This is a genomic window from Bacillus sp. FSL W8-0645 (assembly GCF_038007905.1).
Classification (GTDB): Bacteria; Bacillota; Bacilli; order Bacillales; family Bacillaceae; genus Bacillus; species Bacillus pumilus.
Map to the genome: position 1 here is coordinate 1,766,452 of NZ_JBBOYC010000001.1, position 12,760 is coordinate 1,779,211.

General features: G+C 40.7%; 16 protein-coding genes and 1 pseudogene. 11 read left to right on the forward strand and 6 right to left on the reverse strand.

What is annotated here, in order from left to right:
- Nucleotides 1-63: 63 nt before the first annotated feature.
- A complete protein-coding gene (locus NST39_RS08830; RefSeq protein WP_065097320.1) occupies nt 64-1,389 on the reverse strand; it encodes a S8 family peptidase in 1,326 nt (441 codons plus the stop codon).
- 585 nt (nt 1,390-1,974) lie between these two features.
- Between NST39_RS08830 and NST39_RS08835 the strand changes: the two genes are divergently transcribed.
- Both NST39_RS08835 and NST39_RS08840 read left to right on the forward strand, forming a co-directional pair.
- Nucleotides 1,975-2,709, forward strand: coding sequence for a poly-gamma-glutamate hydrolase family protein (locus NST39_RS08835; RefSeq protein ID WP_044141847.1), 735 nt, complete (start codon nt 1,975-1,977; stop codon nt 2,707-2,709).
- A gap of 77 nt (nt 2,710-2,786) precedes the next feature.
- Nucleotides 2,787-3,236, forward strand: coding sequence for an OsmC family protein (locus tag NST39_RS08840; RefSeq protein ID WP_050944954.1), 450 nt, complete (start codon nt 2,787-2,789; stop codon nt 3,234-3,236).
- A 47-nt stretch (nt 3,237-3,283) separates the two neighbouring features.
- Here NST39_RS08840 and erbB read toward each other — a convergent pair whose 3' ends face one another.
- The 4 genes and pseudogenes from erbB to NST39_RS08860 all read right to left on the reverse strand — a co-directional run bounded on the left by erbB (nt 3,284) and on the right by NST39_RS08860 (nt 4,898).
- Nucleotides 3,284-3,652, reverse strand: coding sequence for an SMR family multidrug efflux transporter EbrB (gene erbB / locus NST39_RS08845; RefSeq protein ID WP_113767693.1), 369 nt, complete (start codon nt 3,650-3,652; stop codon nt 3,284-3,286).
- Nucleotides 3,653-3,667: 15 nt separating this feature from the next.
- Nucleotides 3,668-3,986, reverse strand: a pseudogene (erbA, locus tag NST39_RS08850) (SMR family multidrug efflux transporter EbrA).
- A complete protein-coding gene (locus NST39_RS08855) occupies nt 3,986-4,531 on the reverse strand; it encodes a TetR/AcrR family transcriptional regulator (RefSeq protein ID WP_106065322.1) in 546 nt (181 codons plus the stop codon). Before NST39_RS08855 ends, erbA begins: the two are co-directional and overlap by 1 nt.
- A 112-nt stretch (nt 4,532-4,643) precedes the next feature.
- Nucleotides 4,644-4,898: a spore coat protein gene (locus NST39_RS08860; protein WP_341027968.1), complete on the reverse strand. Its 255-nt coding sequence runs from the start codon at nt 4,896-4,898 to the stop codon at nt 4,644-4,646.
- A 104-nt stretch (nt 4,899-5,002) separates the two neighbouring features.
- Here NST39_RS08860 and NST39_RS08865 point away from each other — a divergent pair, with 104 nt between their 5' ends.
- The 9 genes from NST39_RS08865 to NST39_RS08905 all read left to right on the forward strand — a co-directional run bounded on the left by NST39_RS08865 (nt 5,003) and on the right by NST39_RS08905 (nt 11,880).
- Nucleotides 5,003-5,404 (forward strand): YmaF family protein, encoded by a 402-nt coding sequence (locus NST39_RS08865; protein WP_341027970.1) that lies wholly within the window; start codon nt 5,003-5,005, stop codon nt 5,402-5,404.
- 69 nt (nt 5,405-5,473) lie between these two features.
- Nucleotides 5,474-6,430 (forward strand): tRNA (adenosine(37)-N6)-dimethylallyltransferase MiaA, encoded by a 957-nt coding sequence (gene miaA / locus NST39_RS08870; RefSeq protein WP_185107309.1) that lies wholly within the window; start codon nt 5,474-5,476, stop codon nt 6,428-6,430.
- Between the two features lie 25 nt (nt 6,431-6,455).
- Complete coding sequence (hfq, locus tag NST39_RS08875) at nt 6,456-6,677, forward strand: RNA chaperone Hfq (protein WP_003211269.1); 222 nt, start codon at nt 6,456-6,458, stop codon at nt 6,675-6,677.
- A gap of 161 nt (nt 6,678-6,838) precedes the next feature.
- Entirely contained in the window at nt 6,839-7,168 is a 330-nt protein-coding gene (locus tag NST39_RS08880; RefSeq protein ID WP_113767695.1) for a YmzC family protein, read from the forward strand.
- Between the two features lie 79 nt (nt 7,169-7,247).
- Nucleotides 7,248-7,460 carry a hypothetical protein gene (locus tag NST39_RS08885; protein ID WP_003212415.1) on the forward strand — a complete coding sequence of 71 codons (213 nt, stop codon included), beginning with the start codon at nt 7,248-7,250 and terminating at the stop codon, nt 7,458-7,460.
- Nucleotides 7,461-7,725: 265 nt separating this feature from the next.
- Nucleotides 7,726-8,118, forward strand: coding sequence for a class Ib ribonucleoside-diphosphate reductase assembly flavoprotein NrdI (gene nrdI, locus NST39_RS08890; protein WP_008360380.1), 393 nt, complete (start codon nt 7,726-7,728; stop codon nt 8,116-8,118).
- Nucleotides 8,078-10,180, forward strand: coding sequence for a class 1b ribonucleoside-diphosphate reductase subunit alpha (gene nrdE / locus NST39_RS08895; RefSeq protein ID WP_283924500.1), 2,103 nt, complete (start codon nt 8,078-8,080; stop codon nt 10,178-10,180). Before nrdI ends, nrdE begins: the two co-directional genes overlap by 41 nt.
- Before the next feature lie 17 nt (nt 10,181-10,197).
- Complete coding sequence (nrdF, locus tag NST39_RS08900) at nt 10,198-11,178, forward strand: class 1b ribonucleoside-diphosphate reductase subunit beta (protein WP_003212452.1); 981 nt, start codon at nt 10,198-10,200, stop codon at nt 11,176-11,178.
- A gap of 84 nt (nt 11,179-11,262) precedes the next feature.
- Nucleotides 11,263-11,880, forward strand: coding sequence for a hypothetical protein (locus tag NST39_RS08905; protein ID WP_341027975.1), 618 nt, complete (start codon nt 11,263-11,265; stop codon nt 11,878-11,880).
- A 66-nt stretch (nt 11,881-11,946) separates the two neighbouring features.
- Here NST39_RS08905 and NST39_RS08910 read toward each other — a convergent pair whose 3' ends face one another.
- Nucleotides 11,947-12,705 (reverse strand): N-acetylmuramoyl-L-alanine amidase, encoded by a 759-nt coding sequence (locus NST39_RS08910; protein ID WP_106067501.1) that lies wholly within the window; start codon nt 12,703-12,705, stop codon nt 11,947-11,949.
- Between the last annotated feature and the right edge of the window lie 55 nt (nt 12,706-12,760).

Here is a 12,760-nt window from a genome sequence, read left to right on the forward strand (position 1 = left end):
TTCACACGTAATAACAGACAAAAACAACACCCTTTACGAATCAACGTAAAGGGCTTTTTTTATTTATTCTTTGATGGCTTTTTCTGCGTCAATGGCACCTGCTCCGTAAATCATCGGGTCATCCCCAGGCCACTTGCTTGTATTTTCTTTTAACAGGGTTTTGACCTCATCGGGCGTTAAATCTGGTGAATGCTCTAATAGAAGAGCACAAATACCAGCGCAAATCGGTGTTGCCATAGAAGTGCCAGATAACGTCGTGTAATCATCATCGACTCTACTTGATTTGTCGAGTTTATCTAGAAAGGATCTTGGTGATCTGAGAGAGACGATGTTTACTCCTGGTGCAAGGATATCAGGCTTTGTCTCACCATATACAGTAGGACCTCTGCTTGAAAATGGTGCCACGATATCATCGTTTGATTCTGGTGTATTCCGGTCATCAAAAGCGCCAACCGTAATCACTTTTTGACTGACGGCAGGGCTCGCAATCGTTTGGCTGTTAGGACCAGAGTTTCCGGCTGCGACGCATACTACAATGCCTTGATCCCAAGCAGCATTGACAGCACGTACCATCGGATCGTCCTGTTCGTCATCATAACGCTGAGCATCTCCGCCTAGTGACATACTCATAATATGAATCGGATCATCAGGGTGATCTTCATTGAACTGAATGCACCATTCAACCCCTTCTATAATAGTAGAAAGCGATCCAGCCCCTTGTTTATTTAACACTTTTACGCCAATTAAATGAGCTTTTGGAGCAGGTCCTTTGTACAAGCCATCTGAGGCCGCTCCGTCTCCAGCTACATCTCCAGCGCAGTGAGTGCCATGCCCGTTATCATCATAAGGCTTTGTTTTTTGCTTGACTAAGTCCACAAAATCGCGAATCCTTCCTTCTAAATCTTCATGTGGATAAATTCCTGTGTCAATGACAGCGACCGTAATGCCTTCCCCAGTTAAGGCTGTACCGTTTCGGATGACTTCATCCGCGTGACTTGCTTGTGTGGCAACATCCAGAAGTGCATGAACTTTCCGGTCTAAATAAATTTTACGAATATGCTCACCATTTGCTAACAGCTCCTCTAAAGCAGCCGGTGTTAGGTCTGCAGCGCAGCAGTCGATATGTGAAAAGTGCCGTTTGATATTTGTTTTTCTACTTTTTTTCATGAGCTGTTTTGTGCTTTGAATCCCTGCTTCGACCGCGTCTTCCTTAAATTCAATAATCACACGAAGCTTCTTTCTCTTCTTTAATCTTCCTTCAAAGAAACGATGAAGAAAGCATGGCGTCCATTTAAAAGGTTTATAAAGGTGAAGGACGGTCTCTCTTAAAGGCTGATCCAGTTTACTAGCATGTGTTCTGACCATTTGCACCATCGAAAATCCAAACATGTGATGCCCTCCATTCTAGCTATCCATTCTTGTACACTCTTACGTTATGAGAATGAGAGCTGCTTTGTTCGGATTCTTGTCCCTTCTTTTCTTCATATTGGCGGCTTACTCATTTCTGATGAAAAAGAAAAGCGCTTACATTTTGTAAAATAATAGAAAAAGGTGGAAAACATGTAGAATCAGCCGATGATAGGTGGGAGAGTTCTTCTTAGAGAACCGGTGAAACAAACGATTTTGCAGAAAAAAAGGAGGGGTTAGACAGGGTCAATGCTCATACAAATGTGACTTGTCACAGAGGGGAAAAATCAAATCCATATAAAAAGTAGCCGAATTAAAGAAAACAGACTGGATAGAACTAGGTCATTTTAAACATAACTTCATTTGTCTGTCATACTATTCTAACTCTGTTTTCAAAGACGAGAGGCGTTTCTGTGTATATAAATGCAATTATCTTATTTTTGAGGAATCTCATGATCTAGAGTGTTATGATCAAATTTGAAGAGAAAAAGTGGAAAAAATGAAAAGAAATGATGATTCAATATAAATCATAGAAACGGCTTAGAAATCTGTTAAAGGAGAACGGGAATGAAGAAGTTTTTTGCTTTGCTTCTCCTGCTTGCGATCGGATGGGGCGTTTATTATACAATGCAAGCACAGGAACCTGATGAGCCATTGTCATCAGGTGGGGAAGACGAAAGCGGTTCAAATGATATTTATAGCAATTTTAAAGAACTGGAAGAAAACGAATCAACAAGCAGCTATCAAATTACAGCCAACCCAGTGCCTGGAAGCCGTCTTCTTGTGATGTCACCCCATGGCGGGAGAATTGAAGGCGGCGTGAGTGAGATCGTCCATTTTTTCGATAATGATTTCTCTACGTATTTGTTTGAAGGTTTAAGAGAGAATGCGTCAGAACTTCATGTGACAAGTACAAACTTTGATGAGCCAGTCGGCGTCGCGCAGGCAAAAGCACACGATTATATCTTAGCAGTGCATGGATACAAAGGTGAGGAAGGCATTGACCATACGCTCGTTGGCGGAACAGATTACGACCGTGCAGAAAAAATAGTGAACTCATTAGAGCGGAACGGATTTTCTGCTGAACTGGCTGTCGCACACGCAACCCTGAGCGGAACAAGCAATCATAATATTAATAATCTTACTAAAACAGGGCAAAGTGTACAGCTAGAGATTAGTAGAAGTCAGCGTGAAGCTTTATTTGACAGTTTTGACTTTCGGCGGCGGTCGAGTACAAAAAACGAGACGTTCTACCGGTATGTCAGGGCGATTCGGACAGTGCTGGATGAGGAATATACATAAAGATGGTGCACATGTTAAGACAAGCAGCGTGAATTCTTGTTACACTAAAAAAAGTGATAACAAAAGGAGAGACAAATATGGCGCGTCATCATTTTCATCTTCAGGCGAGCTGGCCTGGCCTGCGTAACGATGTGGGTACAATCTCATGCGAACAGTTAAAAACGAAGATTTCAATTCCAAAAGAAATGGACGGTCCCGGCATCGGAACAAATCCAGATGAGATGCTCTTAGGTGCAGCGGCTACGTGTTATATTATTACACTTGCCGCTATGATGGAGCGGAGCCAATTAGAAAAAGAGGATCTCACAATGAGTTCTGAGGCTGTCGTAGATGTGACAAATGGTGTGTTTACATATGAAAAAATCATTCACCGGCCTGTCATCATCCTCAAAGCCTCTGCTTCTCCGCAAGATATTGAGCTTGCCCGTAAGCTCGCGCACAAAGCCGAAAGCTCATGTATGATCTCAAGAGCTGTTCAAGGAAATGTGGACATTTCCTTAGAAGAAACCATTCAAGTCGGCGGGTAAAAACAAAAAGTCATTTTCTCTTATTGAAATGGAGAAAATGACTTTTTTTATGACGTCCATTCGGTTTGATCGATTTGTTCTTTGTTTTCTTTCTTTTGTTTTTTTGACAGGTTCAAGACAATCACGCCGCATATCACTAGTGCAAGTCCGATGAAGCCTTTTATGTGAATGGTTTCGTTAAACAGCACGAGTCCGATAAGAGCAGTGAGTGCTGTTCCAACGCCAGACCATGTTGCATAAGCAGACGAAAGGTCAATCGTTTTAAGTGCCAGACTGAGGAAGGTAAAGGCACACCCAAATCCGATCAGGACCCCAATACTCGGCAGCAGTTGCGAAAAACCTTGGGAAAGCTTCAGCATCGTACTGCCAAAAACCTCTGTCAAAATAGCCCCTGTTAAATAGAGCATTCCTTTCATGATCTCTCACATCCTTTATGACATATTTAAAAGTACAACCCCTGAGACAAGCATCGCCATCCCAATGATTGCTCTTTGGTTCAAGGTTTCTTTGAAAAAAAGCACGCCAAAAATAGCCGTGAGGACTGTACCAACCCCAGACCATGTTGCGTAAGACATGCTAAGCGGAATGATATTCAGTGTCAATGACAGCATATAAAAGGCAAGTGTATATCCAGCAACAACGACAGCGCTAGGCTTAAAGCGAGTAAAGCCATTTGAGAATTTTAACATCACGGCGCCAACGGCTTCTGAAAAAAATGGCCACAGCTAAAAAAAGATATCCGAGGATCATCATGTTCCCTCCTCTAAAAGGTGTAAAATCCGATGAAGTAAAAGAGTTTTTTCCTCTCGGTTCAGCGGTTCAAGTTGAAACATCTCTGAAAACCATATCCCATCACATGCAAGTCGGATCAGTTGGCTCAGCGCAGGATCATTTATTTCCTCTGCTGCTTTCTCTTTAAACTCCGCATAAAAATCACGCCAAGGGTTCAATAACGCTTCATCAAATGACATGGTGGCCAGCATGCTTGTACATAACTGGGTCGTGTTTTGCATATCAAGATCATTTAATGTCGCCAAAATATATGCACGTACATAAGGAGCCTTTTCGTTTTTGTATGTTTCCTGATACGACTCAAGCTGCTGACGAAAGCAGACAATCGCGTGCTCATTCATTTTTTGAATGAGCTCTTCCTTGCTTGAAAAATGATAAAGCAGACCGGCCTTGGTCATATGTGCATGCTCTGCTACCTTCTGAAGGGTAAGCTGACTTAATCCTTCTTTTAAAATCGTACGAGCAGCTGCCTCAAAAATTTGCTCTTTTTTGGTTTTAGACATAAAAAAAACACCTACTTTACTGAACGGTCGGTAAAGTAAATGTTAACCCATGAAAAACTAATGTGTCAATCGATTCATTTTATGAAAGGTTGTTTTCACTTAAAAGTCACATTTAATAATAAGGGTATGGTCCATATGGCGGATATGGTGGTGGATAAGGATAGCCATAGCCTGGCGCAAGCAGGGACCCTGCAAGTAGTCCTCCAGCAAAACCACCTAAAAATGGAGGTCCAAAAAATCCAGGTCTCCCAAACCCAAATCCAGGTCTTCCAAACCCAGGGCCTCCAAATCCAAATCCAGGTCTTCCAAATCCAAAAGGTCTTCTCATGTCTTCTTGCATAAATGGCGGTGCATCAAAATAATTCATAAAAAAAGGCTCCTCTCACATAAAATCACTGTACCTGACATCAGTGTATTCGATTGGCCTATATGTGTTTGGATGAACGCCTATTATAAGGAGGAATGTTAAAAATGGGCCTGTATCCATCTGATTGGGCAAAATGCCCGCCGCATGCTCATGCCTATAAAGCACGAACGAATGTAACAGAAGAGCATTATCATTTAATAGAAGGTATTTCTCAGCCTGTCAATGGGAGCAATACCGATCAGCATACGCATTACTATCGCGGGGTCACCTCTTTTGAAAGAGGCCATTTTCATAGATACTATGGCATCACAGGACCTGCTATCCCAAGAGCCGATGGCACACATTATCACGAAATCCAGGAGGTCACGTACTCTGCTTATACAGATCCTGTCCCCATCCGATACGGAGGTGTCGTCTATAGTCCAGATCAAGAGAGGCCAACGCATACCCATCGTTTAAAAGGAAAAACATATGAAGTGGTCGGAAATGAACCACTCGGCTGGTGATAGGCCCTATATAGGAGAGAAAGAGAAGTTATGCTATACTGTAGGCAGTTTGTAAAAGAGAGTGATGTTATGAAAAAAACGAAACAACCAGTGATTGTATTAGTAGGACCGACGGCTGTCGGCAAAACAAAACTGAGCATTCATATAGCCAAAGCATTTAATGGAGAAATTATCAGCGGTGATTCTATGCAGATTTATAAAAGAATGGACATTGGAACAGCTAAAATCACCCCTGAAGAAATGGATGGTGTCCCGCACCACCTAATTGATATGAAAGAGCCAGATGAATCTTTTTCTACAGCTGAATTTCAGCAGCTAGTCCGTATGAAAATCAAAGAGATTGCCGCTAGAGGGAAAACACCCATGATTGTCGGCGGAACAGGTTTGTATATCCAATCTGTTTTATATGATTACACATTTACCGATGAGAAAAGTGACCCTTCTTTTAGAGAAGAAATGGCTCTGTTTGAACAGCAGCATGGCTCCCTTCAGCTACACGAAAAGCTAAAGGCAGTAGACCCTGATGCTGCAAAGGCCATTCATCCGAATAATGTCCGCCGCGTGATCCGGGCGCTGGAAGTGATCCATACAACAGGTCAGAAAATGTCGGAGATGCAAAATGGTCATCAAGAAGTTCCTCTTTATGATACAGCCTTCATTGGGCTGAAAATGGATCGAGAGCTTTTGTACGAGCGCATCCACCAAAGAATTGATATGATGATAGATGAAGGCTTAATTGAGGAAGTGAGCGCACTTTATCAATCTGGCTTGAAGGATTGTCAATCGGTTCAAGCGATTGGTTATAAAGAGCTGTATGCGTATTTTCAAGGTGACTGCTCACTGGATGAAGCTATCCTGCAATTAAAGCAAAATTCCCGTAGATATGCGAAACGTCAGTTCACGTGGTTCCGTAATAAAATGGATGTCACTTGGTTCGACATGACACCGCCTTGCCACTTTTCAGACAAAAAAGAGGAAATTTTCGCATATATAGCAGGAAAGCTTGGACTTAAAGCGAAACTGTAGTTATCAGAATCAAGGAGGACGAAACATGAAACCGATTAATATTCAGGACCAATTTTTGAATCAAATTCGTAAAGACAATACATTTGTCACAGTATTCTTACTGAATGGCTTTCAGCTTCGCGGTCAAGTGAAAGGCTTTGACAATTTTACGGTGCTGCTTGAAACAGAAGGGAAGCAGCAGCTTATTTATAAACACGCCATTTCTACATTTGCACCTCAAAAGAATGTAAATCTAGAATTAGAATAGGATATGTTCGACCTAATAGCCCCATGCATCTGCGAATAAACCGGCCGGAACCCGCTACGTTTTTTGTCAGTGCAGAGGGGCTATTTTGCATGCCGTGAAACTTTTCTGCCTATTCTGCGTATAATCCCTTATTGGATATGAAGAAAGGTGAGGGAAGCGATATGGAAAATGCAGAGCTTGAATTAAGAAGGATTAGAGTGATCCTTCTACTAGTTGGGATTGTTGTCTTATTTGGATCATGCGCCATTTCAAACATTGAATCGAGACAGGAAAGCTGGCATAACTATTCTAATCAAGATGATCATGGACATATAGATGGCCTATTACAATCAGCTGTTGCACTAAAAAATAATCACTTTGCTGTTGTGAAAGATGATGAAGTACATGTGTACCGGTTTGATGAAAAAGAGGGAGAACTGACCCTTATTAAAACAAAATACATAGATGAGTGGGACGAAGATGATGATGATGACGATTCTGTGGAAGAGTAAGCACGTAAATTTACAAATGAATGTGAAGTCGCTACACTATAATCATGCATCAGACATCTAGACAGAAAAGGATGAGTTCATGACACACAAAATTAAAATTAATCATTGGGAACAAACTTGTGAAGACGACTCCTGTTTTGAATATGGAACAAGTGTTTCTGTAAATGGGAAAGAATTAGTCAGAGAAGCTTCAATCGTCTCTGCGCTTGAAGCGGTGCTAAAAGAATTAGGTGTTGAAGTGGAAATTACAGAAGTATCAGAAGATTTACAGTGCGATGCCTACAAAAAATAAAACAAAAAGTCTAGTCTACTAAGCGATTTTTTTTCGTGTTATGATAGATTTCGGTTTCAGTTGAATAGAGAGTAGAGCAGTCTATTTTTAGATCCTGTTCTGCTCTATTTATTTGAACGTACGAGTTCGGCTATGAATGTTCGGCCGGGTTGGTTGATTTTTTTCGTTTCGAACATCTATATATTGTGTTTTGAAAAAACATAGTATACTATATATAGTGAATAACGAAATGATCAACAATACTAAAAACTAGGTCGTGATGGAATTGATTCAAATCGTATTTGATTCAAAAACAGGAAATGTTCAACGCTTTTTGGACAAGACCCCTTTTACAGACAAACGAAAATTGACTGGAGAAGAGTTTTTGGATACGCCGTTTATTCTCGTCACCTTTACGACAGGATTTGGACAAGTCCCAAGTACCACTCAATCCTTTTTAGAGAAAAATGCTCACCTTTTACTAGGTGTAGCGGTGAGTGGAAACAAAGTGTGGGGAGATAATTTTGCCAAAAGCGCCGATACGATTTCTAAACAATATCAAGTTCCTATTTTGCACACCTTTGAACTAAGCGGAACAAAAAGGGATGTTGAATTGTTTACACAGGAGGTAGAAAGAATTGTCACAAAATCAGGTTCCAAAGTGGATACAATTAAATAACGAGATTATGATTCAACAAGAAGGAAAGTTTCAGTTCGATAAGGACAAAGAAGCTGTACATAGTTATTTCGTAGATTATATTAATCAAAATACAGTCTTCTTTCACAACTTAGAAGAGAAGATTGATTACTTAATAGAAAACGACTACTATGAGGAAGAATTTTTAAGACAATACAGCATGGCAGATATTAAAGAAGTATTCGAAGCTGCATATGCGAAGAAATTTAGATTCCCATCATTCATGAGTGCGTTTAAGTTTTACAACGACTATGCACTGAAAACAAATGATAAAAAGAAAATCCTTGAACGCTATGAAGACCGCATTTCAATTGTAGCGCTTTTCTTTGCGGGCGGAGATAAAGAAAAAGCCCTTGAGTTTGTAGAACTGATGATCAATCAGGAATACCAGCCAAGTACACCAACATTCTTAAACGCTGGACGTAAAAGACGCGGTGAGCTTGTGAGCTGCTTCTTGCTTGAAGTGAATGACTCATTAAACGATATTTCAAGAGCGATTGATATTTCTATGCAGCTTTCAAAATTAGGCGGCGGCGTCAGCTTGAACCTGTCAAAACTTCGTGCAAAAGGCGAAGCAATCAAAGATGTTGAAAACGCGACAAAAGGTGTCGTCGGCGTGATGAAGCTTCTTGATAATGCGTTCAGATATGCAGATCAAATGGGACAAAGACAAGGATCGGGCAGTGCCTACCTTAATATTTTCCACAGAGATATTAATGATTTCTTAGATACAAAAAAAATCTCTGCAGATGAAGATGTGCGTGTGAAAACATTGTCCATCGGTGTCGTCATCCCGGATAAATTTATCGAGCTTGCAAGAGAAGATAAAACAGCTTACACCTTCTATCCGCACACAGTCTATAAAGAATATGGACAGCATCTTGATGAGATGGACATGGAAGAAATGTATGATGAGCTTGTAGAAAACCCGAAAATCAAAAAAGAAAAAGTCAATCCGAGAAAGCTTCTTGAAAAATTGGCTGTTCTTCGCTCGGAATCTGGCTATCCATATATCATGTTCCAAGATAATGTGAATAGAGAGCATGCATTAAACCATATTTCACGAGTGAAATTCTCAAACCTTTGCTCAGAAGTGCTTCAAGCTTCAGAGGTCTCTTCTTACGCTGACTACGATCAAGAAGATGAAATTGGTCTTGATATTTCTTGTAACCTTGGTTCATTAAATATCATGAATGTCATGAAAAACAAATCGATCGAAAAAACGGTCAAACTAGCAACAGACTCACTAACGCTTGTATCTGAAACAACAGACATTCGCAATGCACCAGCTGTTCGAAAAGCGAACAAAGCGATGAAGTCAATCGGACTTGGCGCGATGAACCTTCACGGGTATTTGGCTCAAAACCAAATGGCCTATGAAAGTGAAGAAGCAAGAGATTTCGCGAATACGTTCTTTATGATGGTAAACTATTATTCAATTAAACGTTCAAGTGAGCTTGCAAAAGAAAAAGGAGAAACATTCCATCGTTATGAAGGCTCTGGCTACGCAACGGGCGAGTACTTCAATAAATACGTGGAGAATGATTTCACACCAAAAACAGAAAAAGCAGCAGCATTATTTGAAGGCATGCACATTCCAACAAAAGAAGACTGGGCAGCACTCAAAGACTTTGTAGCGGAAAATGGCATGTACCATAGCTACCGCTTATGTATTGCACCAACAGGTTCCATTTCTTATGTGCAATCGGCAACAGCCTCTGTTATGCCAATTATGGAACGTATCGAAGAAAGAACATACGGCAACAGCAAAACGTATTACCCAATGCCAGGTCTTTCAGCGCAAAACTGGTTCTTCTATAAAGAAGCGTACGATATGGATATGTTTAAAGTGGTCGATATGATCGCAACGATTCAGCAGCACGTCGATCAAGGAATCAGCTTTACACTATTCCTGAAAGATACGATGACAACGCGTGACTTAAACCGCATCGATCTGTATGCACACCATAAAGGCATTAAGACACTTTATTATGCAAGAACGAAGGATACAGGGCAGGAAGGCTGTCTTTCTTGTGTTGTTTGATTAAAGGAGAGTTTAACGTGACAAAAATTTATGATGCAGCCAACTGGTCAAAACACGAAGACGATTTTACACAAATGTTTTACAACCAAAATGTGAAGCAGTTCTGGCTTCCTGAAGAGATTTCCTTAAACGGGGACCTCTTGACATGGAAATATTTAGGTGAAAAAGAGCGAGATACGTACATGAAGGTACTTGCTGGATTGACTTTACTTGATACAGAACAAGGAAATACAGGGATGCCGATTGTGGCTGAACATGTAGAAGGCCATCAGCGTAAAGCGGTATTAAACTTTATGGCGATGATGGAAAATGCGGTACATGCGAAATCATACTCAAATATCTTCATGACACTCGCACCAACTGAAACGATCAGTGAAGTGTTTGAATGGGTCAAGAAGAATAAATTCTTGCAAAAGAAAGCAGATATGATTGTCAGTTTATACCGTTCGATTCAAAAGGACGATCCGATTTCCCTCTTTAAAGCAATGGTTGCTTCTGTTTATTTAGAAAGCTTCCTATTTTACAGTGGTTTTTACTACCCGCTTTATTTCTATGGACAAGGAAAGCTCATGCAAAGTGGTGAAATCATCAACTTGATTTTGCGTGATGAAGCGATTCACGGTGTGTACGTTGGATTATTAGCACAAGAAATTTACAACAAACAAACACCTGACGTTCAAAAAGAGCTATATGATTTCTCGATTGACCTTTTAAACGAGCTTTATGAAAATGAACTTCATTACACGGAAGATATATATGACCAAGTCAATTTATCGCATGATGTGAAAAAGTTCATTCGTTACAATGCCAATAAAGCGTTAATGAACCTTGGATTTGCCCCTTACTTTGAAGAAGAAGAGATCAATCCAATTGTATTGAACGGACTTAATACAAAAACAAAATCGCATGACTTCTTCTCGATGAAAGGGAATGGCTACAAAAAAGCAACAGTTGAGCCGTTAAAAGATGACGATTTCTTCTTTGGAGATGAATCATAAGTAAGGCGTAAAAGTCAAAACGCATCACTCGTTTTGGCTTTTTGCCATTTCATACAATGCGTTACATACTGGAGGTTAAAGAACATGGGAAAAATGGATGAAATCATATTAGTTGCACCGCGCACACGCGTATTCCAAAATGAAACGCTTGCGTTTAATGGTGTGAATAGTGAAGAGAAAACAATCAACACAATTATGAAAGAAATCGAAGAGCACTTCAAGCAGATGCGAAGAGGCGATGCGGAAGAAAATCCTGACTTCAAGCAGCCGATTCCTTATGTTGTGATTAAGCGTGAGGACGAAGTGTATGTATATGAAAGGCTTCAAGGCGGGGGAGAGACTCGATTGCATCATAAGTTATCTCTTGGCTTTGGTGGTCACATGAATTTCATCGAAGGCAAAAACTTTGCTGAAATTCTAAAAGAAAATACGGATCGTGAGCTAGACGAGGAACTTTCTATTCGAGAAGAAGACAAACTTGAGATGAAAACCCTTGGTTTAATTAATGATGATGACAACAGTGTCGGCCGTGTGCACATTGGACTGTTATCAGCGCTTGAATTATCTCCAGATGCTCATGTAGAAGTGAAAGAAACAGATCAAATATCAGGAAAATGGATGAAAGCATCCGATTTGAAAAAGCCTGAATACTTCGATCGACTTGAAACGTGGTCTCAATTTGTCGTGAACATTTTAGCATAAAGGAATCAATCATAAACCGGCTCAGCAGCAGACTTGAGCCGGTTTATTTCGTTATAACAGCTTCAGTTATTGGAAAACAAATGCGTCATGACCGGCCTGTTTCAATCTTGCGACGAGGTCATCTGCATTTTGCTTTGTACGAAAAGCTCCGGCTTGTACTCGGAACATACCGCCCTCTAATACAACAAAGGCGTCAAAGCCTTTTGATTTCAGTGTGGCTGCTAATTCATCTGCATTGGCTTTCACCTTGAAAGCTCCAGCCTGTACTTTATAAAGATTACTTGCTTTTTTTTTCAGCTGAAAGGCTTTCTCTAATCCAGTGGCATGAGCGCGAGCGATGCCTTGAAGGAAGGTTGCGTTGCGGAGCTTATTTGCATCAGCTGCCGTATCAATGAAACCATTCTCTGTTAAAATAGCGGGCATAGAAGTTTCTCGAAGAACGTGGAAGTTCGCTGTTTTCTTGCCGCGGTTGGCAAAATCCACCGAGCGAACAATTTCATCATGAAGGGCATTGCGATACGTGGTGGTTGGTGCTGAAACGCCAGGATACACATAGCTTTCAAAACCTGTGCCCCCGCCTGCATTAACATGAATAGACACGAAATAGTCAGCTCCCCAGCTGTTTGCCGCATTTGTACGCTGGGCCAAAGTAACGGATTGATCAATTGAACGACTTAAGCGGACGGAAACGTCATCATAATCACTAATCAACATATCTCTCAATAAAATCGCAATTTGCAGTGTGATATTTTTCTCCAAAAGTCCATTAACAGCAGCTCCAGAATCTGTTCCTCCATGACCAGGATCAATAAAAATTTTCACCATCTATTCATCACCTCGTCTTTATTTTATGAGAAAATAGAAAAATTGCCTGTACAAA